General features: G+C 72.6%; 21 protein-coding genes and 1 tRNA gene. 6 read left to right on the plus strand and 16 right to left on the minus strand.

Annotated elements, in window-relative coordinates; genetic code table 11:
- Positions 1-24 precede the first annotated feature (24 nt).
- The 3 genes from ACZ3YO_RS21085 to ACZ3YO_RS21095 all read right to left on the minus strand — a co-directional run bounded on the left by ACZ3YO_RS21085 (position 25) and on the right by ACZ3YO_RS21095 (position 5,539).
- Entirely contained in the window at positions 25-1,551 is a 1,527-nt protein-coding gene (locus ACZ3YO_RS21085) for a hypothetical protein (RefSeq protein WP_465548675.1), read from the minus strand.
- Positions 1,548-3,050, minus strand: coding sequence for a GT4 family glycosyltransferase PelF (pelF, locus tag ACZ3YO_RS21090; RefSeq protein ID WP_396324078.1), 1,503 nt, complete (start codon positions 3,048-3,050; stop codon positions 1,548-1,550). The genes ACZ3YO_RS21085 and pelF overlap by 4 nt, the downstream gene beginning before the upstream one ends.
- 107 nt (positions 3,051-3,157) lie before the next feature.
- Positions 3,158-5,539, minus strand: a complete 2,382-nt coding sequence (locus ACZ3YO_RS21095) for a hypothetical protein (protein WP_465571340.1) — start codon at positions 5,537-5,539, stop codon at positions 3,158-3,160.
- A gap of 413 nt (positions 5,540-5,952) precedes the next feature.
- Between ACZ3YO_RS21095 and ACZ3YO_RS21100 the strand changes: the two genes are divergently transcribed.
- Positions 5,953-6,918 (plus strand): tyrosine-protein phosphatase, encoded by a 966-nt coding sequence (locus tag ACZ3YO_RS21100; RefSeq protein ID WP_465571342.1) that lies wholly within the window; start codon positions 5,953-5,955, stop codon positions 6,916-6,918.
- A 68-nt stretch (positions 6,919-6,986) separates the two neighbouring features.
- Here ACZ3YO_RS21100 and ACZ3YO_RS21105 read toward each other — a convergent pair whose 3' ends face one another.
- The 8 genes from ACZ3YO_RS21105 to ACZ3YO_RS21140 form a co-directional block, all read right to left on the minus strand.
- Entirely contained in the window at positions 6,987-7,934 is a 948-nt protein-coding gene (locus ACZ3YO_RS21105; protein WP_465571345.1) for an RNA polymerase sigma factor SigF, read from the minus strand.
- 188 nt (positions 7,935-8,122) lie between these two features.
- Positions 8,123-8,968 carry an RNA polymerase sigma factor SigF gene (locus ACZ3YO_RS21110; RefSeq protein WP_465571347.1) on the minus strand — a complete coding sequence of 282 codons (846 nt, stop codon included), beginning with the start codon at positions 8,966-8,968 and terminating at the stop codon, positions 8,123-8,125.
- A 592-nt stretch (positions 8,969-9,560) separates the two neighbouring features.
- Entirely contained in the window at positions 9,561-9,854 is a 294-nt protein-coding gene (locus ACZ3YO_RS21115) for a Dabb family protein (protein ID WP_465571350.1), read from the minus strand.
- A gap of 61 nt (positions 9,855-9,915) precedes the next feature.
- A complete protein-coding gene (locus tag ACZ3YO_RS21120; RefSeq protein WP_174315669.1) occupies positions 9,916-10,080 on the minus strand; it encodes a hypothetical protein in 165 nt (54 codons plus the stop codon).
- A 452-nt stretch (positions 10,081-10,532) separates the two neighbouring features.
- Positions 10,533-10,622 (minus strand) — tRNA-Ser (locus ACZ3YO_RS21125).
- A 176-nt stretch (positions 10,623-10,798) separates the two neighbouring features.
- Positions 10,799-11,401, minus strand: coding sequence for a nucleoside deaminase (locus tag ACZ3YO_RS21130; RefSeq protein ID WP_465571352.1), 603 nt, complete (start codon positions 11,399-11,401; stop codon positions 10,799-10,801).
- 49 nt (positions 11,402-11,450) lie between these two features.
- Positions 11,451-11,996 carry a tRNA adenosine deaminase-associated protein gene (locus ACZ3YO_RS21135; RefSeq protein ID WP_465571355.1) on the minus strand — a complete coding sequence of 182 codons (546 nt, stop codon included), beginning with the start codon at positions 11,994-11,996 and terminating at the stop codon, positions 11,451-11,453.
- Between the two features lie 265 nt (positions 11,997-12,261).
- Positions 12,262-12,498 carry a hypothetical protein gene (locus tag ACZ3YO_RS21140; RefSeq protein WP_396324071.1) on the minus strand — a complete coding sequence of 79 codons (237 nt, stop codon included), beginning with the start codon at positions 12,496-12,498 and terminating at the stop codon, positions 12,262-12,264.
- Between the two features lie 150 nt (positions 12,499-12,648).
- On the opposite strand from ACZ3YO_RS21140, the gene upp reads away from it, so the two are divergent.
- Positions 12,649-13,284, plus strand: coding sequence for a uracil phosphoribosyltransferase (gene upp, locus ACZ3YO_RS21145; RefSeq protein WP_329488640.1), 636 nt, complete (start codon positions 12,649-12,651; stop codon positions 13,282-13,284).
- 74 nt (positions 13,285-13,358) lie between these two features.
- Here the strand turns inward: upp and ACZ3YO_RS21150 are convergent, their stop codons facing one another.
- Both ACZ3YO_RS21150 and ACZ3YO_RS21155 read right to left on the minus strand, forming a co-directional pair.
- On the minus strand, positions 13,359-14,030 hold the full coding sequence (locus ACZ3YO_RS21150; protein ID WP_465548703.1) for a LytR C-terminal domain-containing protein: 672 nt from the start codon (positions 14,028-14,030) through the stop codon (positions 13,359-13,361).
- 235 nt (positions 14,031-14,265) lie between these two features.
- Complete coding sequence (locus ACZ3YO_RS21155; RefSeq protein WP_030061387.1) at positions 14,266-14,562, minus strand: type II toxin-antitoxin system VapB family antitoxin; 297 nt, start codon at positions 14,560-14,562, stop codon at positions 14,266-14,268.
- 148 nt (positions 14,563-14,710) lie between these two features.
- Here ACZ3YO_RS21155 and ACZ3YO_RS21160 point away from each other — a divergent pair, with 148 nt between their 5' ends.
- Positions 14,711-16,360, plus strand: a complete 1,650-nt coding sequence (locus tag ACZ3YO_RS21160) for a helicase HerA-like domain-containing protein (protein ID WP_465571359.1) — start codon at positions 14,711-14,713, stop codon at positions 16,358-16,360.
- A 25-nt stretch (positions 16,361-16,385) separates the two neighbouring features.
- Here the strand turns inward: ACZ3YO_RS21160 and ACZ3YO_RS21165 are convergent, their stop codons facing one another.
- Positions 16,386-17,579, minus strand: a complete 1,194-nt coding sequence (locus tag ACZ3YO_RS21165) for a hypothetical protein (protein WP_465571362.1) — start codon at positions 17,577-17,579, stop codon at positions 16,386-16,388.
- Positions 17,580-17,672: 93 nt separating this feature from the next.
- Positions 17,673-18,338, minus strand: coding sequence for a rhomboid family intramembrane serine protease (locus ACZ3YO_RS21170; RefSeq protein WP_465571364.1), 666 nt, complete (start codon positions 18,336-18,338; stop codon positions 17,673-17,675).
- A gap of 103 nt (positions 18,339-18,441) precedes the next feature.
- Here ACZ3YO_RS21170 and ACZ3YO_RS21175 point away from each other — a divergent pair, with 103 nt between their 5' ends.
- Positions 18,442-18,960 carry a YbhB/YbcL family Raf kinase inhibitor-like protein gene (locus tag ACZ3YO_RS21175; protein WP_465571366.1) on the plus strand — a complete coding sequence of 173 codons (519 nt, stop codon included), beginning with the start codon at positions 18,442-18,444 and terminating at the stop codon, positions 18,958-18,960.
- A 12-nt stretch (positions 18,961-18,972) separates the two neighbouring features.
- A complete protein-coding gene (locus tag ACZ3YO_RS21180) occupies positions 18,973-19,857 on the plus strand; it encodes a hypothetical protein (protein ID WP_465571369.1) in 885 nt (294 codons plus the stop codon).
- Positions 19,858-19,883: 26 nt separating this feature from the next.
- Here ACZ3YO_RS21180 and ACZ3YO_RS21185 read toward each other — a convergent pair whose 3' ends face one another.
- Complete coding sequence (locus tag ACZ3YO_RS21185) at positions 19,884-20,861, minus strand: helix-turn-helix transcriptional regulator (protein ID WP_465548687.1); 978 nt, start codon at positions 20,859-20,861, stop codon at positions 19,884-19,886.
- 96 nt (positions 20,862-20,957) lie between these two features.
- Between ACZ3YO_RS21185 and ACZ3YO_RS21190 the strand changes: the two genes are divergently transcribed.
- A complete protein-coding gene (locus ACZ3YO_RS21190) occupies positions 20,958-22,442 on the plus strand; it encodes an MFS transporter (protein ID WP_465571373.1) in 1,485 nt (494 codons plus the stop codon).
- Positions 22,443-22,507: the final 65 nt, after the last annotated feature.

Genomic DNA, 22,507 nt, shown 5'->3' on the forward strand with positions numbered 1-22,507 from the left:
GCTGTGTCAGTGGTGTCCGACGGTTCAGCGGTGCTTGGTGGTGCGGCCGAGCACGGGCCCGGCGATGGCGGTGAGGAGGGCCGCCGCGCCCCCGCAGCCGATCAGCTGCAGGACGGTCGGATCCACACCGGTCAGCAGCCCGGCGCACTCGGCGCCGGCGGCTGCCAGACAGATCAGGGCGGTGCTCCAGCTGAGCCCGAAGGCGTTCAGCAGCAGCGCCAGCCAGAGCGAGCCGCCCAGCAGCAGCAGCGCACCGAGCTCCGGGACGCCGAGCGCCGGGGCGCCGGGCCAGAGCACGGTGGCGGCGGCGTCCAGCGCGGCCACGGTGGTGAGGTAGATGAACAGGCAGCCCAGCAGGATGCCGCCGGTGCGGCGGGTGAACGCGGCGGCCGTGTGAGTGGTCCGCAGTGCGGCCACGGCCATCGCCCGGTAGCGGAAGAGCAGCCACTCGGCGAGTCCGAGACTCAGCGTCAGCGCGATCATGGCCGGCCCCGTCGGGCTGGCGGACGCGCCTTCGGCGGCCCCGGTCCGGACCGCCTGGTGGACGGTGGCGCCCAGACCGGCGATCAGGGTGAGCGCGCCGACCGCCAGCCCGAACAGCAGGTGCGGCAGCTCGTGCAGGACCGGCAGCTTCAGCTCGGTGGCGTCCTGCTCGCTGCGCAGGCAGCGGAGGATCTCCCGGGCGGCCAGCCCGACCGCCAGCCCGAGCGAGGCCAGCAGGACGACCGTCCGGGCCAGTTGCGGCACGTCCACGGCCAGCACCACACCGGCTCCGACGGCCGACGGCGCCAGTGCGACCAGCAGGAACTTCTCCCGCCCGAGCACCAGCAGTACGGTGGCCGCCGCCAGGTAGCCGGACTGCCCGGCGGCGAAACAGAGCGCGCCGAGCGGGCCGCCGACCACGTACCCGGTGGTGGCCGCGACCAGCGCCCCCACCGGTGCGCCGACGGCCAGGCAGCGCCCGGCCGCACGGCGCCGGCCGCGGCCCAGCCAGGCGTACGAGCGGTGCGCCAGCGCCTGGTTCCAGGACCAGCTGACCAGGGTGGACAGGGAGAGCGCGAGCATCCCCGAGGGGAGGCCGAAGCGCATCCGGGTGGCCGCGAACAGGTTGGCGCCGAGCAGGTAGCCGAGGCCGGGCAGGGCGAAGACCAGGCCGCGCACCACGCAGCGCCAGGGATCGGCCCGCCAGGGGTTGGCGAACTCGGCGCTCGGGCCCGGGTAGCGGCGCTCGACCCGCTCGAACAGCTCCTCGGCGACGGTGAACGCGTCGGGGCGGCCGTACAGCAGCCCGGCCTGCTCGTCGGAGAGGCCGTCCGACTCCAGGAAGGCCGCGATCTCGTAGGGGTGGACGGCGTCCGCGCAGACGTCGGCCAGCCGCTCGGCGAGTTCGTCCAACGGGTCGGGGGAGAGGTCGAGCTGCTCCTCCGGCGCGGCCGGCTGCACGGGCACCGCCGGACGGCGGTTCCTGCGGGGGAGGGTGCGAAGCTGCACGGTCTGCTCGGCCCAGTCGGGGCCGGCCTCGTCCGGGACGAGGCGGAGGGGACCGCTCACGCGCCCACCTCGCTGCGCTCGGCGGCGGCCACGGGCTCCCACGCGTCGGGGACCGCGTCCGTCACCGCGACGACGCCGTTCGGCAGCCAGCGGGCGGTGCCCAGCAGCTCGGTGTAGATGCCGCGGAAGCCGTCGATGTTCTGGCGGAGCGTGAACTGCTCGATCACCCGCAGCCGGGCCTGCTCGCCCAGCCGGGCGCGGCGCTCCGGGTCGCGCAGCAGCTCGACGGCGGCGGCGGCCATGGGTTCGGGTTCGCGCGGCGGGACGACCAGGCCGGTGTCACCGACGGCCTCGCGCACGCCGCCGACGTCGGTCGAGACGGTGGAGCGGCCGCAGGACATCGCCTCGATCAGGGTGAACGGGAAGCCCTCGCTGATGCTGGAGAGCATCACCACGTTGCCCGCCGCGTACGCGTCGGTGATGTCGGCGACGCGGCCCTCGAAGGCCACCGAGTCGGCTATGCCGAGCTCGGCGGCCAGGGCTATGCAGCCGTCACGGTAGGCCTCGCCGCCCTTGGGCGTGCCGCCGAAGAGCCGCAGCCGGGCGTCGGGTATCTCGCGGCGGACGATGGCGAAGGCCCGGATCAGCGTCTCGAGGTCCTTGATCGGGTCGACCCGGCCGGCCCAGCTGAGCGTGGGCGTCTCGGGCTCGGGCCCGGCGGGCGGGAAGGCCGCCGGGTCGACGCCGTTGTAGACGGTGCGGATGTGCGCGGACGGCGTGCCGCCGCGCTCCTCCCAGCGCCGGTTGTACCGGTTGCCGGGGGTGACCAGCGCGGCCCGCCGGTAGCTCTCCTCGGCGAGCATCCGGTAGAAGCCCAGCAGCAGCGCCTTGACCGGCCAGCGGTACGGGCCGGTGCGGTAGCCGAGGTAGCGCTCGCGCAGGTAGATGCCGTGCTCGGTGAGGAGGAACGGTACGCCGTACTGCTGGGAGGCGATCAGCCCCGGCAGGGTCGCCAGGCCGCCGCTGGCCGCGTGTGCGACGCCCTCCTTGGGCGGTTCGACCGACAGCGGGCGCAGCGCGTGCTCCAGCAGGTCGGTGGCGTTGAGCGCGTCGTGCAGGGTCGGCCGGGAGACGGCGGTGGAGAGGTAGTCGCGGGTCCAGACGTGCTGGAGGGTGCGCAGGGCGCGCTCGCTGCGCAGCGCCGGGCTGAGCAGCCCGCGCCGGGCGAGGTCGGCGAAGCCGTACAGCTCGGTGCCGAAGTGGGTGGTGTAGACCGGGTCCAGGATGGAGTGCAGGAAGCGCTCGTACGCGTTGAGGAAGCGGCGCATCTCCTTGCCGCGCGGGGCTCTGCCCTCGGTGGCCGGGCCCCAGAGTGGTGCGGTCGTGACGGAGCGCACGTTGGCGGGCAGCTCCCAGGCCAGCGGTTCGTGGCCGGTTCCGGTGACGGCGATGACGTCGAAGTCGACGTCCGGCATGCCCTGGACGAGCTGGTCGCACCAGACGCTCACGCCGCCGTGCTGGTGCGGGTACGTCCCCTCGGTGAGCAGGGTGACGCGCATGGTCTTCCCCCCTCCTGTCCTTGCGTCAAGCGCCCGGCCTGGCGGCCGGGTCGGGTGCCGGTGGTGGGGCCGGGGGACGGCCCGGCCCCACCACCGGTATCACCTGTTCAGCGGGTGCCGGTCTGGTCGGCGGTCTTCTTGGCGGGGTCGGCCTTCCCCCCGGAGGCCTTGCCGTTCTGGGCGCCGCCCTTGGCGTTGCCCTGGGTGGTGCTCTTTCCGGCGGCGCCCTTGCCGGCGGTGCCGGTGGTGACGCCCTTTCCGGCCACCGGTGCCCCGCTGCCGGGGACCAGCACCGGCGCGTCGGTCCGGGCGGTGTCGCCGGGACCGGCCGGGACGGCGTCGGCGGTGCCCTGCGGCACGACCTTCTTGTCGGCCGGCGCCGGGGCGGTCACCGACTTGGCGGCGATGCTCGGCGCGACGGCCGGGGCCGCGGCCGGGGCAGCGGCCAGCTTCAGCGTGACGGTGCTCTGCAGCGCCGCGGGCTTCACCCAGCCGGACAGCGTACCGGCGTAGGCGGTGCCGAACGCGGTCGAGCCGATGGACAGCTTCTGGGTGGTGCCGGTGGGCATGGTGGCCTGGATCTGGACGCCTGCCGGGGCGGACACCGTCACGGTGTCGCCGACCCGGTACGCGGTGACCTGGCCGGCGGCGACGGCCGCGTTCCAGGCCGCCCGGCGCTGGAACTCGACGCCGATGTCCTTCTGCGCCAGGTTCACGACCGGGGCGTTGTCGGCGTGCAGCGAGCGGTAGGTCGAGAGGACCTTCTCCAGCACCGGGTAGACGATCCGGTCCTCGGACAGGTTCGACTGGTGGATGAAGTGCGGCCGCGGGTCGTTGCTCAGCATGTGGCCGAGGTCGATCCGGGCCTCCAGCGGCACGATGTACGACTGGTAGCCGGTGTTGACGTCCAGCGGCGCCGGCAGGCAGGTGGAGTTGGCGTTGTTCTCGCAGACGCCGCTGCCGCCGTTGGCCGCGCTGGTGTAGATCCAGTTGTACTCGTCGGTCTCCTCCTTCGCCGTGGCGGCGTTGTAGAAGACGTTCATCGGGTACCGCGGCACGGTCAGCGTGGACGAGCCGACGGCCCGCTGGGCGGGCTCGCGGGAGGCGTCGCTCGCGGTCCACTTGACCCCGTTGGCGGCCAGCGAGGGCGCCAGGTACGGGTTGTCGCTGGTCTCCTGCGGGGCGGTCAGCAGGCCGGAGTGCTCACCGGTGACCAGCTCGGTCTTGTCGACGGTCAGGTGGTGCGCCGCGGCCCAGTCGAGGTTGTTCTTGACCTGGGACGTGATGGTGGCCTGGTCGACCCAGACGGTGTTGCCGGTGGCGTCCTTGGTGCACTTCCACGGCACCACCGAGACGTCCTGCAGGCAGCCCAGGTACGGGTGCGTGTAGGTGTGGTTGACCCACCGGTAGCTGGCCTGGTCGGCGATCATCTGGTCCGCCACCGGGTCGGTGGTGGCCGTGTGGTCGGCCTTCCAGTCCTCGCTGCCGCCGCCGTTGAACACCATGTCCATGGTGAAGTTGTTGGCGGTCTGCCACTGCTTCGCGTACTGCGCGTCGGCGACCGTCATCCGGATCGGGTTGGCCGTCTCGGGGGTGCCGGGCGGGCAGGTGACGTCGCCAGGGGTGCACTTGAGCACCGTGTCCCAGCGGTCGTCGGCCAGGAAGACGTCGTCCACGTGGGCCGCGAAGTAGTTGCGGTCGTAGCCGAGGTGGACGCCCTGGGTGATCCAGTCGACGATGCCGCGGGCCAGCAGCCGGTACTGCTGCTGGTACTGGTTGTAGACGAAGGTGACGACCAGTTCCTTGCGGCCGTCGTGGCTGTACTCGCCGACCAGCGAGCCGCGCGCGGTGGAGCCCGGGATCGGGGCGTCCACCAGCGGCGTGAACGAGGCACCGGCCGGCAGGGAGGCCAGGGGGGTGGCCAGGTAGCCGTAGCTCTCGTCCACCGACGGGTCGTTGTCCTCGAACGGGACGGCGCCCTTGAGGTAGCCGAACGGGCCGGCCAGGCCGGCACCGGTGACCTGGCCCTGGACGCCGTCCAGCTTGCCCATGTAGCCCGGGTCGGCCGCCCAGTTCAGGCCGACGTCCGGCTGGGCGTAGGTGTAGGCGTCGACCTGGCGGACGCCGAACGCGGCCTCGTAGGTGGCGAGGGCCGTCATCTCGGCGGAGCCCGCCGCGAACGGGTTGTTGTTGGGCATCACGATGCCCTGGTACTTGCCCCGGGGCTGCCCGTTGACCGTGTCGCTGAGGAAGGCGGCGTCGATGACCGGGCGGTTGGCGTCGTTGAGGTCGACGAGCTTGTACGGGGTGCCCTGGCTCTTCAGCTCGGCGGCGACGGCCGCCGTCGCGGGCCCGCCGTCACTGATCACCAGGACCGTGAGGTCGATCCTGGGGGCCGTGCCGGCACCGTGTGCGAGGGACGACTGCAGGCCGCCGGCCAGCAGGACTGCTGCCGCGCACGCGGCAACTCTTCGGGTCGCTCGACCCATGTGGTGTTCCTCCCCTGGGCAGGGCGCTCCGCTGCTCGGCGCTCTCCTGCCCTGTCGCTGTTCGCGGGCAGCAGGCTGCCCGGCGCCCATCCTGGTGGATACTCCGCACCGATTGGGACCAAATGGGCGGGAGTGCAGCGAATCTGTTACCAACGTTCATGGCGATGCCATGAAGGCGCTGATTGTGGCCGGAACTGCACCCTCGACGCAAATAATGAATTGAAAATTAAAAACCGGAACCTGAGCGTTACTGCTGCTCACCGACCGTGTAGCGGGGGTGGGGCCGCCGCGCCCTACACTGGCGGCGTTGCGCATGACACTCTCGCACATGCCGCGTTCCGCCGGGCAGGTTCATGCAATATCGCGCTGGGTTGTGCCATGTCACAGTCCGAATATCCAATGGAGGCCACCGCGTGACCGAGCAGCAGACCGAGACCGCCGCTATCCAGGCCACCGGGAAAGCGGCTCAGACCTTGGCGCAGGGCGCCCGGGAGGCCGCCGCACAGGCCCGGAGTCTCGGCCTGCGCGGCGCCGCCAACGCCCGCGATCTCGGCGGTTACCGGACGGCCGACGGCCGGGTGCTGCGGCACGGCGTCGCGCTCCGTAGCGACGGCCTCAACCGGCTCACCGACGAGGACCTCGGCCTGCTCGGCTCGCTCGGCCTGCGCCAGGTGGTCGACCTGCGCAGCCTCGACGAGGTCCGCGAGGCCGGCCCCGACCGCGTTCCCGGCCTGCCGGTCGCCGAGATCGCCGCCGCCGAGCTCTCCGCCGCCCCGATCACCGTGGAGCGCACCACCCCGGACGGCGTGACCCTGCACCACCTGCCGGTCTTCGCCGCCGATTTCGACATCTACGTCGCCCTGCGCGACGCCCTGGCCGACCGCAGCCCGGAGAAGCAGCGCGCCCTGCTCGGCGGCGGCAGGGCTACCGCGATGATGACCGGGCTCTACCGCTGGTTCGTCACCGACCCGGTCGCCCGCGAGCGCTTCGCCACCGTGCTGCGCCTGCTGGCCGCGCCGGACGGCCCGCCGCTGCTCTTCCACTGCTCGGCCGGCAAGGACCGCACCGGCTGGACGGCCGCGGTGCTGCTGACCGCCCTCGGGGTGGACCGGGAGACGGTCTTCGCCGACTACCTGCTCACCAACGAGCGCTCCGCCGCAATCGTCGAGACCATCGTCGACAGCTTCTTCACCCGCGGTCTGATGCAGGAGCCGGAGCTGCTGCTCCCGGTCTTCCGGGCGGAGCGCGCCTACCTGGAGGCGGCCTTCGAGGAGGTCGCGGCCGGCTGGGTCACCTTCGAGAAGTTCTGGCAGGACGGCCTGGGGCTGGACGACGAGGTGCTGGCGGGCCTGCGGGCCAACCTGCTGACGGCGCACTGACCCTGCGGCCCCGCCCGGCCCTCAGGCCCCTCCCGGCCCCTCGTCCGGTCCGGCCGGGGCCCGGCCGCTCAGCCCTCGCTGATCAGGCCCTCGCGCAGCTGCGTGAGGGTCTTGGTCAGCAGCCGGGAGACGTGCATCTGCGAGATGCCGATCTCGTCGCCGATCTGCGACTGGGTGAGGTTGCCGAAGAACCGCAGCATGATGATCCGGCGCTCGCGCGGCGGCAGCTTGGCCAGCAGCGGCTTCAGCGACTCGCGGTACTCGACGCCCTCCAGCGCGAGGTCCTCGTAGCCGAGCCGCTCGGCCAGCGGGCCGTCGCCGTCCTCCTCGCCGGGACTGGAGTCCAGCGAGCTGGCGGTGTACGCGTTGCCCACCGCGAGGCCCTCGACCACGTCCTCCTCGCTGACGCCCAGGCAGGTGGCCAGCTCGGCGACGGTGGGGGAGCGGTCCAGCCGCTGGGCCAGCTCGTCGCCGGCCTTGGTGAGCGCCAGCCGCAGCTCCTGGAGCCGCCGGGGCACCCGGACCGACCAGCTGGTGTCCCGGAAGAAGCGCTTGATCTCGCCGACGACGGTCGGCATCGCGAAGGTGGGGAACTCCACCCCGCGCTCCGGGTCGAACCGGTCGATCGCCTTGATCAGGCCGATCGTGCCGACCTGGACGATGTCCTCCATCGGCTCGTTGCGGCTGCGGAACCGGGCCGAGGCGTACCGGACCAGCGGCAGGTTGAGCTCGATCAGGGTGTCGCGGACGTACGTGTGCTCGGCGCTGCCGGCCTCCAGGGCGGCCAGCCGCAGGAAGAGCGAGCGGGAGAGCGTCCGGGTGTCCAGCCCGGCACCGGAGGCGGCCTCCGCGGGCGGCTGGGCCGCCGTCGGGGCCCGCTCCGCCGATCCCGGCGGGGCGTCGGGGGCGGGCGGGGCTTCGGCCGGGCCCCGCTGGACCGGGATCAGGTCGACGGCGACCGTCGTGCCACTGGCCTGACCACCGTGGATCTCCGCAGCGCCCAGATCTCCGGACATGCACCCACCCCCTTGTGACTGACACGTGAACGGGCGCTGTCGCGCGGAGGTTCCCGGCGACGCCCTCCCCCTCCATACCGGAACACGGTCCCCGGCAAACCCGAACGTCGCAAGACGTCACGCGTCGGTAACGCGGAGCAATCTCGGGCCGATTGCCTTTTCGCGGTGTTCTGCCGGGATTGTGATGGTCAGTCTTCCCAGGAATTGCCGGTCCGAAGCCTGGTCAGGATTCGGGACAACAGGCGCGAGACATGCATCTGGGACATTCCGAGCTCGGTGCTGATCTGCGATTGCGTCAGATTGGCGAAGAACCGCAGCATGACGATCCGCCGTTCCCGTTCCGGCAACTGCACCAGGAGGTGGCGGACCATGTCCCGGTGTTCGACCTCGGCGAGGGCCGAGTCCTCGTAGCCGAGCCGGTCCAGCAGGGCGAGCCCGCCCTCGTGCTCCTGTGCGGCCTCCAGCGAGGCCGCGTTGTATGCCCGCCCGGCGTCCAGGCAGGCCCGGACGTCCTCCTCGGGGATGCGCAGGCTGGCGGCGATCTCCGGCACCTTGGGGGTGCGGCCGTGGACCACCGTCAGCTCCTCCATCGCGCCGCTGACCTGCACCCAGAGCTCCTGGAGCCGGCGCGGGACGTGCATGGTGCGGACGTTGTCCCGGAAGTACCGCTTGATCTCGCCGAGGATGGTGGGCAGGGCGTAGGTCGGGAACTGGACACCGCGGGTGGGGTCGAACCGGTCGATCGCGTTGATCAGGCCGATCGTGCCGACCTGGACCACGTCCTCCATCGGCTCGCTGCGGCTGCGGAAGCGGGTGGCCGCGTAGCGGACCAGCGGGATGTTGACCTCGATCAGGGCGGCCCGGACCCGCTCCCGCTCGGGGGCGTCCGGGGGCAGTTCGGCGAGCCGCTCGAAGAGCACCCGGGTCAGGGTCCGGACGTCCACCACGGGGCGGCCGCCGGGGCCGCGCAGGCTGTCCGGGCGCAGTTCGCCGGCCGGGCTGATGATGGCGGCCAGGACCTCGTCGGGCGGCATGGCCTGGGCCGGCGGCTGGGGTTGGCTCAGGGTCTGGCTCTGAGTCGGGCTCTGAGTCGGGCTCGGGCTCTGGTCTGCGGGCCGGGTCGGGCTCTGGGGCTGGTCCGGGGGCTGACTCTGGGTCGGGGGCTGGGTCCGGACCGGTGGTCGGGGCGGTGGCTGGGTCCCGGCCGGTGGCCGGGCCGGGGTCGGCGTGTGGTCCGGGGGCTGGGCCGGGCCTCGGGCGGGTGGTGCCGGCGCCGGTGCGGCGGCCGTCGTACTGGTCTGTGCAGCGCCCGGCCCGGTATCGGTTCCCGGCGCGCTCCCTGGTGTCCGCACGGACACGTCACCCCTCCCAAAGTCGACAATGGTGGGACTTGCGGATCGGGTGTCGCGTCTCGGTGCACCACCTCGCCATGTCCGGCAAAACCGGTCATAGCATCACAAGGCGGGCGCAGGTCGGGCAAGCACCACACAGAGGTGTGTTGGTGGTGTGGTGGCGTTTCACCAGGCCTCCCGGCGGGGGCGCGGAAGGACCGTTCCGGGACACGGCAAGGCGCCCCGCCCGGGTCTCGGGAGGGGCGCCTGGGGCCGTCCGGGGGATGTCCCGGGATCAGACCTCGATGTCGGCGATCACCCAGGTGGCGAACTCGCGCCACTGGCCGGCCGCGGCCTGGTGGGCCGGGTGGGTGAGGTAGGCCTGCAGCGCGTCGCGGTCCTCGACCAGGCTGTTGATCGCGTAGTCGTGGGCGATGTCGCGCTCGGTGGTGTTCCAGCCGCACTCCCACTCGCGCAGCTCGGGGATGACCGGGCCGAGTGCCTCGAAGGCCTTGGCGCCGGCGAGCGCGCGCTCGTCGTCCTTGCTGACGCCTTCGTTGAGCTTGAACAGGACCAGGTGCCGGATCACGATGCCGCTCCTCGCGGACGGGGGTTGAGGGACGGGCCCACCGTAGCCGGTGCCGGAGGAGCTACTTCACCAGCCCGGTCATGAAGGTGCCGATCGCCTTGGCGGCGTTCGAGATGCCCTCGAAGCCCAGCTGGACGAGTTCGGCGGCGCGGGCCGGCGAGGTGATGATCGTGTAGAGCACGAAGACGAGCAGGAGAACCATGCCGATCTTCTTCGCCTGCGCCATCGGGTGACCTTCCTCCCTGCTGTGGGCCGCCGCCATTCGGTCCCCGAGCGTCCCTCTGCATCGGGCAGCTTATCCACCGGACGGCCTATCAAGTGTGCGACGCGTTCACCCGGCGGGACGAAGGTCCCCGTGACTGGGGCCTTTCTCCGGGTGCCCGCGAGCGGGGCGTCGAGCAGGATGGTTGATGTACCGAGGATCTGGCAGGAATCCCCGGTAGGTGGATCCGGAGCTCCCCGCTGTGGGACCGGTGCCGCGGCTTCCCCCGACGCGGCCCCGGTTGTGGGACTCCGCCGGGGGAGCGGTTGTTCCCCCCCGAACCGCTCCCCCCTTCCAGGCTCCGTACTCGAAGGGCGTTGGTGGTCATCGGCCCCGGGTTCGGAGCCCTTTCCGCGTATGAGGGTGCGCGGAAACGACGAGGGCCCCGTCCGGTTCGGACGGGGCCCTCGTGTTGCTGGCGGTAGCGGTGGGATTCGAACCCACGGTGGAGTTGCCCCCACACACGCTTTCGAGGCGTGCTCCTTTGGCCGCTCGGACACGCTACCGAGGGGAACTCTACCGGACGGGTGGCGCCGTCACGAAATCCGTATCGGGGCGGCCGGTCCCGCGGGTGTCGGGGCCGGGTGTCGGGGCCGGGTGTCGGGCCGGGCGTCAGCGGTGGGGGTTCAGCGGTGGGGGTTCAGCGGTGGGGGTTCGGTGCTCGGTGTTGGGCGGTCGGGGCTCAGCGGTGGGTGTCGAAGAACGCGCGGAGCTGTTCGGCGCAGTCGTCGGCGAGGACGCCCCAGACGACCTCGGGGCGGTGGTTGAGCCGGCGGTCGCGCATCACGTCGAAGAGCGAGCCGGCGGCGCCGGCCTTCTCGTCGAGGGCGCCGTAGACCACCCGGTCGATCCGGGAGAGGACGATGGCGCCCGCGCACATGGTGCAGGGCTCCAGGGTGACGACGAGGGTGCAGCCGCTGAGCCGCCACTCGCCCTCCCGTCGCCCGCCACCGTCCGTGTTCGGCGCGCTTCGCGCGGCCCTCCGCAAATTCGCGGCGGCGTCGCGGATCGCCACCACCTCGGCGTGGGCGGTCGGGTCGCCGACCGCCTCGCGCTCGTTGTGGCCGCGTCCGATCACCTGACCGTCCGGCCCCAGGACGAGCGCCCCGACCGGGACGTCCCCGGTGGCCGGCGCCAGTGCGGCCTCGGCGATGGCGAGGCGCATCGGCGCCGCCCAGCGGTCGCGGACCGGGTCGGGGCGGACGGGGGCGGGAAGCGGGGCTATCCGCGGGACAGCCCGGGGGGCTTCCTGCGGGACTGCCTGGCTGGCGGACGCGGGCTGCATGGCATCCAGTGTCCGGCATCCGGTGGCGGGCACCGGTCGCCGCCGGCCGTTACCGGACCGACTCCAGGACCTCGCCGCAGCCGAGGGCCTCGGCGATCTCCTCCAGGGCGTCGCCCGGAACGGCGCCCTCGCCGCTGAGGGCGAGCAGCTCCTCGGAGGGCAGCCCGAACTCGGAGAGCAGGTGGGAGTCGCCCAGCGGGCCGACGGGGACGCCGCCGCGGGTGCCGGCGTCGTCCTCCTCCTGCTCCTGTGCCTCCTCCTCTTCCTCCAGCTCGGCGACGAGGTTGTCGAGGTCGCCGAACTCGCTCTCGCCGGCCTGGTCGACCAGCTCGTCGGTGAGGACGGAGCCGTACGAGCTGCGGGCGGCGGCGGCGCCGTCCGACACGAAGATCCGCGGGTCCTCCTCACCGTCCACCCGGACGACGGCGAACCAGGCGTCCTCCTGTTCGATGAAGACCAGGACGCTGTCGTCGTCCTGGGCGGCCTCGCGGGCCAGGTCGGCCAGATCGGCCAGGGTTTCGACGTCATCGAGTTCCGTCTCGCTCACATCCCACCCGTCCTCGGTGCGAGCAAGCACTGCAGCGAAGTACGCCACCAGGGACACTCCCAAGATCTCGGTCTCGGCTGTCGGCGCGCTCGGGCAACGCGGAATCTGGCCGCCCCCGCGCCAGAGGCGGTCCGCTGTTCGGACCGTCCCATCGGAATCGTGACAGAAAGCCCGGCTTTGCGGGGGGTGTTCGGCAGCGCGTCTTTGCAGGTCGTGTCGGAAGGGTTGGCCGGGGGTCGGTGAAGGGCCGCCGGGCCGGTCCGGGACCGCTCGAACGGCGGCTGGACGGCACCGGGAGGGGGTGGGAGGCCCGTCAGATCCGGAAGGTTCGCATCCGCATCGCTTCGCGCATCCGGCGTTCCTTGGTGCGGCGGGGCTGCACCCGCTCCCGCAGTTCGCGCGCCTCGGCGAGCTCGCGCAGGAAGACGGCCCGCCGCTTACGGCGTTCCGCCTCGGTCTCCGGATGCTCCGGGGGTTGGTCCGAGCGCCCGCCCGACGGGCCCGCGAGCCCGTCCGCCGAGCCGTCCCCGGTCCTCGGGTTGCTCGTCATAGGACGTGACTTTCCCAGATCGGCCCGATTGATACCACAGGAGGCCGTTCCGTCCGGACATTCGCGGTGCGTCACGGCGTGTCACGGCAGAGTGACCGCGGCCCGTCGCGGCGTGTCGTACGGGCGTCCGGGCCGGGCTAACCTCGATGCATGCGGATCCACGTCGTCGACCACCCCCTGGTCGCCCACAAGCTCTCCACCCTGCGCGACGAGCGCACCGACTCGCCGACCTTCCGTCGCCTGACCGACGAGCTGGTGACCCTCCTCGCGTACGAGGCCACCCGGGACGTCCGCACCGAGGAGGTGGAGATCACCACGCCGGTGGCGGTCACCACCGGCACCCGGCTCAGCTACCCGCGCCCGCTGGTGGTGCCGATCCTCCGGGCCGGCCTCGGCATGCTGGACGGGATGACCCGGCTGCTGCCGACCGCCGAGGTGGGGTTCCTCGGCATGGTGCGCAACGAGGAGACCCTGGAGGCCTCCACCTACGCCACCCGGATGCCGGACGACCTCTCCGGCCGCCAGGTGTACGTGCTCGACCCGATGCTGGCCACCGGCGGCACGCTGGTCGCGGCGATCCGGATGCTGATCGAGCGGGGCGCCACCGACGTCACCGCCGTGGTGCTGCTGGCCGCGCCCGAGGGCGTCGCGGTGATGGAGAAGGAGCTGGCCGGCCTGCCGGTCACCGTCGTCACCGCCGCGGTCGACGAGCGGCTGAACGAGAACGGCTACATCGTCCCCGGCCTGGGCGACGCGGGCGACCGTCTGTACGGCACGGCCGGCTGACCCCTGTACTGACGAGGAGAGCCCCCCGGCACCGTGCCGGGGGGCTCTCGTACGCTCGCGGGCGGCCGGCCGGCTCAGCAGCTGCCGGTGGTGCTGGGGGTGGGCGAGGGCTTGGTGGCCAGGGCCAGTGCGGCGGCGGCCTGGGTCTCGTCCAGCAGGGTGTTGTAGCTGTCGCCGACGACGACGTCCACGCTGTTGTCGGTGCGGGCGTCCGTGGTGACGGTGGCTCCGGCGATCTGCGAGCTGATCAGGGTGGCGGCGCCGGCGCCGGCCGGGCCGGCGATCACCACGGCGGTGCCGGGCACCTTCTTGTCCAGCTCGGCCGGGGCGTTGCCCTTCTTGTCCACGGTGAAGCCGCGCTTCGTGAACTCGTCGGCCGTCCGCCCGGCCAGGCCGGACTTGGTGGTGGCGTTGAAGACGTTCAGCTTGAAGCCGGCCGGCTGCGGGATGGCGTGCGGGTCGCCGGCGGGGGCGCCCGGGGCGCCCGGGGACGCGTCCGGGGTGGGGGTGGGCGCGGCTAGCGGTTTGCCGGACGGGGACGCACAGGCCTGGGCGGAGGCGTTCTTGCCCTTGCCGGTGAAGATGTCGTAGAGCTGGACGCCGCCGAGCGCGATCAGCGCCAGCGCGAGCAGCGAGCCGATGAGGGCCATGACCTTGCGGCTCTTCTTGGGCGGCCGGCCCAGCCGTGGATAGCTGTTGCCGGTGACGCGGTACTGCTTCCCCTTCAGGCCTTGGGGAGTCAACATGCTCACGGTTTGTCTCCCCCTCGTGCCAGGGCGGGGATCGGGTGACGGGTCGGCCGGGTTTGGCGTTCGCCGTGGTCGCGGCCGTAGTCAGCAGACTAGTGCCGGACGGCTGCGAAGGTACTAAATGATCATCATCTGGAGTATGCCGGTACCCGAAAGGAGGTACCCGGGTACGAACGGACCGCCCTCCGGCGGATGACCGGAAGGCGGTGCGAGGGCGCGCGTGAGCGGCCCGTCACTCCATTTCGAGGACGCGGGCGTGCAGCACCTGGCGCTGTTGCAGCGCGGCGCGCACGGCCCGGTGCAGCCCGTCCTCCAGGTAGAGGTCGCCGTGCCATTTCACGACGTGGGCGAAGAGATCGCCGTAGAAGGTGGAGTCCTCCGCGAGGAGGGTCTCCAGGTCGAGTTGGCCCTTGGTGGTCACCAGCTGGTCCAGCCGCACCGGGCGCGGGGCGACGTCCGCCCACTGGCGGGTGCTGGTCCGGCCGTGATCCGGGTACGGCCGCCCATTGCCGATGCGCTTGAAGATCACACGGAAAGCCTACCGTTTGGGCGGCGGATGGCGCAGCAGCGGCGGCCCCGCCACGCGCTCCGGTGCGAGCTGCGGGCGGACGAATGCGGCTGTTTCATGGGAAATGTCGCGAACGTCGTTCCTCAGCTCCCCCTCTGGAGTGTGCCCGATGTCCACCGCCGAGCCGCCGTCCTCCGCCGTCGTCCCCGATCAGGTGCGGGAGATCGCCGACGGATACGCCTTCACCGGGCCCGCCCTCGACCTCGGCGCGGTGCTGCTGGACGGCACCGCCTACCCCGCTGCCCCGGTGCGGATCCCGCTCGGAGTGCTCAACCGGCACGGGCTGGTGGCGGGTGCCACCGGCACCGGCAAGACCAAGACCCTCCAGCTGATCGCCGAACAGCTCTCCGCCCAGGGCGTGCCGGTGTTCCTGGCCGACATCAAGGGCGACGTCTCCGGCGTCTGCGCGCCCGGCGCGCCGAGCGCGCGGACGGCCGCCCGCGCGGCCGAGGTCGGGCAGAGCTGGTCGCCGCAGGGCTGTCCGAGCGAGTTCTACGCACTCGGCGGCCTCGGCACGGGCATCCCGATCCGGGCCACCGTCACCAGCTTCGGCCCGCTGCTGCTCGCCAAGGTGCTGGACCTGAACGAGACCCAGGAGGCCTCGCTCGGGCTGGTCTTCCACTACGCCGACCGGAGCGGCCTGGAGCTGTACGACCTCAAGGACCTCACCGCCGTCATCACCTTCCTCGCCTCGTCGGAGGGCAAGGAGGAGCTGAAGGGCATCGGCGGGCTCTCCGCGGCGACCGCCGGGGTGATCCTGCGGTCGCTCACCCTGCTGGAGAACGAGGGCGCGGGGGCGTTCTTCGGCGAGCCGGAGTTCGACACCGCCGAGCTGCTGCGGACGACCGACGGGGGCGCCTCCCACCCGGAGGGCGGGGGAGGGAGGGGCGTCGTCTCGGTGCTGGAGCTGCCCGCCGTGCAGGACCGGCCGCGGCTCTTCTCGACCTTCCTGATGTGGCTGCTGGCCGACCTCTACCAGGAGCTGCCCGAGGTGGGGGACCTGGACAAGCCCAAGCTGGTCTTCTTCTTCGACGAGGCGCACCTGCTGTTCAAGGGCGCGTCCAAGGCCTTCCTGGAGGCGATCACCCAGACCGTCCGGCTGATCCGCTCCAAGGGTGTCGGGATCTTCTTCGTCACCCAGACGCCGAAGGACGTGCCGCCGGACGTGCTGGCCCAGCTCGGCAACCGGGTGCAGCACGCGCTGCGGGCCTTCACCCCGGACGACGCCAAGGCGCTCAAGGCGACGGTCTCGACCTTCCCCAAGTCGCCCGCGTACGACCTGGGGGAGGTGCTGACCTCGCTCGGCACCGGCGAGGCGGTGGTGACGGTGCTCTCCGAGAAGGGCGCGCCGACGCCGGTGGCGGCGACCAGGCTGCGGGCGCCGCAGTCGCTGATGGGGCCCGTCGAGGCGGGGGCGTTGCGGGCCGCGGTGGACGCGTCCGCCCTGACGGCCCGGTACCGGGACGCCGTCGACCGGGAGTCGGCGTACGAGAAGCTGGCGGCCCGGGCGGCGCGGCCCGAGGCGGCGCCGGTGCCGGCTCCTGCTCCGGAGACTGCTCGGGGGTCCGCTCCCGAGCCCTCGCAGGAGCGGGCGCCGTCGGAGTCGCGTCGGCAGGAGCGGGAGGAGAAGGACGGCGGCGGGCTGCTCGGGTCGCTGCTGAGCAACCCGGCGCTCAAGTCCTTCGCCCGCTCGGCCGGGACGCAGCTCGGGCGGGAGATCTCGCGCAGCCTGTTCGGGACGTCCCGGCGGCGGCGCTGACGCCCCTCGCCCGGTCGGGCGGCCGTCAGCCGGACAGGGCGGTGCCGATCCGGTCCAGCGAGGAGAGCCGCATCAGGCCGTAGTTGTAGAACTCGACCTCCGGCACGCCCAGCTCGCGCAGGGTGGCGATCTTGGCGGCGAGGTTGGCCGGGCCGTCGCAGTCCGAGGCCATCGGGCGCAGGATCACCGCCATCTCCCGGGGGCGGACGCCGTGCAGGGCGAACGCGGCGATCTTCTCGCGGACGGCCTCCGGGGTCTTCGCGTAGCCGAGCGTCTCGATCTGGTCGGCAGCCTTGGTGAGCGCGGGCAGGTCGATGCCGGAGAGCCAGCCCTTCCCCGGGCCGCCGCCGTCCATGAAGCTCAGCCGCATGCCGTGCCGCCGCGCCTCCGCGGCCACCTCGGCGGCGAGCGAGGTCACCGTCGCGGCGGAGGCGTCCACGTAGGCGGCGAACGCGCCGCCGGCCAGTTCTCCCCCACCCTCCGGGCGGGAGGTACCCCCATGGGCTCCCGGCTCGGCGGCGGCCGCGTCGTCGGCCAGCCGGCGGCGTAGCTCGGTGCGGACGGCGGCGGCCACCTCGTCGGCCGGTACGCCCGCGCGGCCGGCGGCCGCGCGGCAGTGGTCGCAGAAGCAGACCCCGAGCAGGGCCTCGGCGACGGGGCCCAGGTCCTCGAAGTAGCGCTCGTGGTGGTAGCCGTGGCGCAGGCCGTGGAAGTGCAGCGACTCGGCCCGGATCGCGTCCACCCCGTACCGGGCCAGCTCGCCGACCAGGGTCACCGCGTACTCGCGGACCTCCGGGCCGGCGGGGCAGAGCTCGGTGAGGTGGCGGTCGCCGAAGGCGTTGGCAGGGGCGCAGTCCGGGTGCTCGAAGCCGAGCCGGTCGTTGTGGCAGAAGACCGTCCACGCGTGCAGCTTGAGCCCGCGGCGACGGGCCTCGGCGGCGGCCTCGGCGAACGGGTCGCGGTCGCCGATCGCGGTGGAGGGGACGGGCCGCAGCCGGCGGCCGGCCCAGCGGGCGGGGTCGGGCCGGAAGTAGGCGGCGCCGGGCTCCAGGTAGCGGATCACCCGGTGCGGGTTGTGCGGGAAGACGTCCCGGGCCCCGTGGTAGACCGAGGCGAGGGTGACGCCGCCGACGCCCGCCCGGTCGGTGAGGTTGCCGAAGAAGGTGTCGGCGCCTTCGTCGAGCAGGTCGGTGGCGAAGGCGAGGACGGACGACTCCACGGTGCGGCTCCGGAGCAGGGGGGCGGGTGCCCTCTCACGCTAGCCGCCGGGGGTGGGTTGGTCTAGACCTGGCCGGGGTGGGCGGGTCGTGGCTCAGAGGCCGAGGTCGTCCAGCTCCTTGAGCAGGGCGGAGCGGGGGCCGGCGGCCTGCTGTGCGGCGGGCGCGGGTGCGGTGGCGGGCTTCGGGCCGCGGTTGCGGAAGAGCCAGGCGCCGCCGAGCCCGCCGATCAGCCCGCCGAGGTGGCCCAGCCAGCTGATCCCCGGGTCGCCGGGCACCACGCCGAGCAGGACGTACGCGTACGCCGCCGCGACCACGACGCCGATCACCGCGTCCAGCAGGTTGCGGTCGAGGAGGCCGCGCAGCACCACGTAGCCGAAGTAGCCGTAGACCATGCCGCTCGCGCCGACCGTCACCGCCTCGGGCCGCTCGAACAGCCAGACCGTCAGGCCGCCGGTGAGGAGGACGACCAGGGAGACCCAGAGGAACTTCCTCATGCCGCGGTAGGCGGCGAGGAAGCCGAAGGCGAACAGCGGCCAGGAGTTGGCCTCGATGTGGTCCCAACTGCCGTGCAGCAGAGGCATGGTGAGAATGTCCGGCAGCTCGTCCAGGCGTTGCGAGCGCAGGCCCCACTCGCGGGAGAGCCCGTAGTCGTCCGTCCAGTTCACCAGCTGGACCAGCCAGAGGACGGCCAGGACGCCGAGCATGGTGAAGAGCGCTTGTCGGGAGTCGGCGAGCAGGCGGGCGGTTTTGGAGGCCATGTCCCGACTCTAGGACGGGGTGACCGGTGGCGGCACCCCACTACAGTGAATCGCGTCATTGAGCCTGAGCTGCGCCGCGCAGCCCGCCGAGAGGTGACCCTTCATGAGTGTCCGTCCGCCGCTGCCGTACGAGTTCCTTCCGCAGGTGCCGTCCTTCGCTCTGACCAGCGAGGACATCACCGAAGGCGGCACGCTGGCCAAGGAGTTCATCCACGCCGGCGGCAACCTCTCGCCGCAGCTGGCCTGGTCGGGCCTGCCGGCGGGCACCCGGTCCATCGCCGTCACCTGCTACGACCCGGACGCCCCGACCGGCTCCGGCTGGTGGCACTGGCTCGCCCTCAACCTGCCCGCCGGCACGGCCGCCCTGGCGCGCGGCGCGGGCTCGTCCGATGCCGACCTGCCGGGCGACGCCTCCTTCCACGCCCGTAACGACTTCCCCGGCAACAAGTACGACGGCGCCGCCCCGCCGCCCGGCCCGGCCCACCGGTACGCGTTCGCCGTGCACGCGCTGGACGTGGACGCGCTGGACGTCACGGCCGAGACGCCCGCGGCCCAGATCGGGTTCCACATCACCTTCCACACGCTGGCGCGTGCGGTGATCACCGCCGAGTACGGGGTCTGAGATCATCCTCGGATGAACGAACCGGTCGAGGTCTGGCGGCTGCCCGAGCAGGAGTTCAGGGCGGGCCGCCGGGCCTTCGGCTGGACGGTCGGGCCGGGAGGCGAGCTGGTCGTGCTGGTGGTGTCCGAGGACGCCCTGTCGAAGGCCCACGGCCGGCAGGGCCTCGACCTGCCCTGCGACGCCGAGTTGGTGACGGTGACGCCGGAGCGCGAGTGGCGGCTGCTGCTGCGCGGTGTCGGCGTGCAGCCGGACCACCTGGCGCTGCTGCCCGGCGGCCGGACCCTGGTGGCGTGCGCGGGAGCCGAGGAAGAGCCGGACGGGTGGGAACGCAACGCCGTCGTGTACGGGCCCGACGGGACGCCGAAGCGGGAGCTGACGCTCGGCCACTGCATCCAGGCGCTGGTGACCGACCGGGCCGGTCTGATCTGGATGGCCTACGGGGACGAGGGCGTCTACGGCGGCCACTTCGCCTCGCAGACCGGGCTGCACGGGATGGACGCGGCCGGCCGTACGGTCTGGAGCCCGCAGCGGGGTGAGCTGCCGGCGGACCCGCTGGAGGGGCTCGCCGCCGCCACCGAGGGCCGGGCGGTCTGGCTGGCCTGGTACCCGGACACCAAGGGGAGCTTCCTCACCCGGATCGACCCGTCGGGCACGGCGGCGCTGTCGCTGCCGCTCCCGGTGCGCGAGCCGGTCGGGTTCGCCGTTGACGGCGAACGAGCGGTCTTCCTCCTGCCCTCGGCCGGGCTGACGTGGTGCGAGCTCGTGGGCGGGGTGTGGAAGGAGCGTCGACGGGCCGGGCTCCGGCTGCCGGGCGAGCTCGACCGGACACGGGCGTACGGGCGGGACGGCGTGCTCTGGTTCCGGTCGGGGAACGGCTGGTACCGGGTGGCGGCCTAGGTTTTCCGACCTGTGAGGTTGGGGCCCTAAGCGCCGCCGTCCGCCTTGTCGACCGCCCGGTTGGCGCGGGCGGCGAGGGCGCGCAGGTGGCTGTTCATCTCCGGCGGTTCGTGCACCTCGAACTCGCAGCCCAGCATGAGCAGGCGCATGGCCAGGTATTCGAGGGAATCCGCCCGGGAGCGGATGAGGCAGCTCTGCTCGTCGATCGCCTCGACCGAGGAGTCGTTGTTCCGGTTGAGCCAGCGCTCTACGTCGGCGGCCGGCGTGTGCAGGGTGGCGACCAGGGTGTACGTGGGGCTGAGGCGGCGGAGTTTGCTCGCCACGTACGCGGCGGCGTCCTCGGCGGGGAGCTCGCGCGGGGTGAAGCGGGCGCCGGTGGCGAAGGGCTCGCTGATCCGGTCCACCCGGAAGAGCCGCCAGTCGTCGCGGTCGAGGTCGTACCCGACGAGGTACCAGCGCCGTCCGGCCGAGACCAGGCGGTTGGGCTCGACCTGGCGGCGGGTCTCGGCGCCGTTGCCCGCCCGGTAGCCGAAGCGGAGCCGCTCGCGGTTGGTGACGGCGTTGGCGAGCACGGTGAGATCCTCGGGGTCGACGGTCGGCCCGTCGCCGGTGAGCAGCGGGACGGTGGCCGTGTTCAGCGCGCCGACCCGGTGGCGCAGGCGGCCCGGCAGCACCTGGAGCAGCTTGCCGAGCGCGCGGACGGACGCCTCCTCGATGCCGACCACGGCGTGACCGGCCGCCGCCCGGAGGCCGACCGCGATGGCCACCGCCTCCTCGTCGTCCAGCAGCAGCGGCGGCATCGCCGTCCCGGCCACCAGCCGGTAGCCGCCGATCGCGCCCATCGTGGCCTCGACGGGGTAGCCCAGTTCGCGGAGCCGGTCGATGTCACGGCGGATCGTCCGCGGGCTGACCTGGAGGCGCTCGGCCAGCTCGCTGCCGGGCCACTCGCGCGGGGTCTGAAGGAGGGAGAGCAGATTCAGCAGCCGTGCCGGTGTGTCCGTCATGACGACCAGGATGCCGGACAAGGAGGACAGGATCTGACCTACATCCCCTCTACTGTCGCAGACGTGCCGAAGAGCGAGGTAGCGGAGGAGAACGTGATGGGTGCAGTGGATTCCGACCGGCGGAGGTGGATCGCGCTGGCGATCGTGATGACGGCCTCGTTCATGGACCTGGTGGACGTCACGATCGTGAACATCGCCGTGCCGAGCATCCAGGCGGACACCGGCGCCTCGTTCAGCGCGGTCCAGTGGGTGACCGGCGGCTACGCCCTGGCCTTCGCGATCGGGCTGATCACCGGCGGCCGGCTGGGCGACATCTACGGCCGCAAGCGGCTCTTCCTGCTCGGCATCGGCGGCTTCACCGTCGCCTCCGCGCTCTGCGGCCTGGCGAGCGGCGCCGAGATGCTGGTCGCGATGCGGGTGGTGCAGGGCGCGACGGCGGCGCTGATGGTGCCGCAGGTGTTGTCGATCATCCACGCGACCTTCCCGGCGGAGGAGCGTGGCAAGGTGTTCGGCCTGTTCGGCGCGGTGGTCGGCCTCGGCGCCGTCTCCGGCCCGATGATCGGCGCGCTGCTGACCGAGTGGGACCTCTTCGGCCTGGCCTGGCGGCCGATCTTCCTGATCAACCTGCCGGTCGGCATCGCCGGGCTGCTGCTCGGCCGGGCGTTCATCGGCGAGTCCCGGGCGGAGAAGGCGCTGAAGCTGGACCTGCTGGGTGTGGCGCTGGCCAGCGTCGGCCTGCTGATGCTGATCTACCCGCTCACCCACGGCCGGGAGGCCGGCTGGCCGCTCTGGGGCTACCTCTCGATGGCCGGTTCGCTGCCGGTGTTCGCACTGTTCGTGGCGTACGAGCGGATCAAGACGCGGCGGGACGGCTCGCCGCTGGTCGAGCTGTCGCTGTTCCGGGTGAAGAGCTTCGCGGCCGGCATCGGCGTGCAGCTGGCCTTCGGTGTCGTCTCCGGGATCTTCTTCCTGGTCTGGACGCTCTACATGCAGCTGGGCCTGGGCTGGAGCCCGCTGAAGGCCGGCACGACCGGCATCCCGTTCTCGATCGCGGTCTCGGTGGCGGCCGGGCTCTCGGTGCAGCAGCTGGTGCCGCGGTTCGGGCGGAAGGTGCTCCAGGCGGGCGCGGTGGTGATGGCGGCGGGCGTGCTGACGTACATCTGGGAGGCCGAGCGGTACGGGACGGCCATCGCGCCGTGGCAGATGGCGCTGCCGCTGGTGGTGATGGGCCTCGGGATGGGGCTGATCGTCGCGCCGATCACGGACGCCGTCCTGGCGGAGGTGCCGCGCGAGCACGCCGGCTCGGCATCGGGCCTGATCAACACGGTGCAGCAGGTGGGGAACGCGCTGGGGCTGGGCCTGGTGTCGGTCGCGTTCTTCGGCGCGATGCCCGAGATGCCGGCTCCGGCCGAGGTCGGGACGGCGTTCAACGGGGCGTTCGTCCACGCGATGTGGTGGGTCGCGGGGGTGCTGGTGGTGGTGTTCCTGCTGATGTGCGCGCTGCCGAAGCGGAAGGCGGCGCCGGCTGCGGACGCCGCGGTGGCGGAGGCACCGGAGGAGCGGCAGCCCGTCCTGGTCTGACGGTCGGTGTGTGAGGGGCCCCGGTCGCGATGCGCGGCCGGGGCCCTCGTGCGCACACTGGGAGC

This window comes from Kitasatospora sp. NPDC022785 (genome assembly GCF_055561295.1).

What these genes read in the sequence shown, in the direction of transcription:
- pelF (WP_396324078.1), bottom strand. Translation starts at nt 3,050, where the DNA reads ATGCGCGTCACCCTGCTCACCGAGGGGACGTACCCGCACCAGCACGGC.
- ACZ3YO_RS21095 (WP_465571340.1), bottom strand. Translation starts at nt 5,539, where the DNA reads ATGGGTCGAGCGACCCGAAGAGTTGCCGCGTGCGCGGCAGCAGTCCTG.
- ACZ3YO_RS21105 (WP_465571345.1), bottom strand. Translation starts at nt 7,934, where the DNA reads ATGTCCGGAGATCTGGGCGCTGCGGAGATCCACGGTGGTCAGGCCAGT.
- ACZ3YO_RS21110 (WP_465571347.1), bottom strand. Translation starts at nt 8,968, where the DNA reads ATGCCGCCCGACGAGGTCCTGGCCGCCATCATCAGCCCGGCCGGCGAA.
- ACZ3YO_RS21120 (WP_174315669.1), bottom strand. Translation starts at nt 10,080, where the DNA reads ATGGCGCAGGCGAAGAAGATCGGCATGGTTCTCCTGCTCGTCTTCGTG.
- ACZ3YO_RS21130 (WP_465571352.1), bottom strand. Translation starts at nt 11,401, where the DNA reads ATGCAGCCCGCGTCCGCCAGCCAGGCAGTCCCGCAGGAAGCCCCCCGG.
- ACZ3YO_RS21140 (WP_396324071.1), bottom strand. Translation starts at nt 12,498, where the DNA reads ATGACGAGCAACCCGAGGACCGGGGACGGCTCGGCGGACGGGCTCGCG.
- upp (WP_329488640.1), top strand. Translation starts at nt 12,649, where the DNA reads ATGCGGATCCACGTCGTCGACCACCCCCTGGTCGCCCACAAGCTCTCC.
- ACZ3YO_RS21150 (WP_465548703.1), bottom strand. Translation starts at nt 14,030, where the DNA reads ATGTTGACTCCCCAAGGCCTGAAGGGGAAGCAGTACCGCGTCACCGGC.
- ACZ3YO_RS21160 (WP_465571359.1), top strand. Translation starts at nt 14,711, where the DNA reads ATGTCCACCGCCGAGCCGCCGTCCTCCGCCGTCGTCCCCGATCAGGTG.
- ACZ3YO_RS21170 (WP_465571364.1), bottom strand. Translation starts at nt 18,338, where the DNA reads ATGGCCTCCAAAACCGCCCGCCTGCTCGCCGACTCCCGACAAGCGCTC.
- ACZ3YO_RS21175 (WP_465571366.1), top strand. Translation starts at nt 18,442, where the DNA reads ATGAGTGTCCGTCCGCCGCTGCCGTACGAGTTCCTTCCGCAGGTGCCG.
- ACZ3YO_RS21180 (WP_465571369.1), top strand. Translation starts at nt 18,973, where the DNA reads ATGAACGAACCGGTCGAGGTCTGGCGGCTGCCCGAGCAGGAGTTCAGG.
- ACZ3YO_RS21185 (WP_465548687.1), bottom strand. Translation starts at nt 20,861, where the DNA reads ATGACGGACACACCGGCACGGCTGCTGAATCTGCTCTCCCTCCTTCAG.
- ACZ3YO_RS21190 (WP_465571373.1), top strand. Translation starts at nt 20,958, where the DNA reads ATGGGTGCAGTGGATTCCGACCGGCGGAGGTGGATCGCGCTGGCGATC.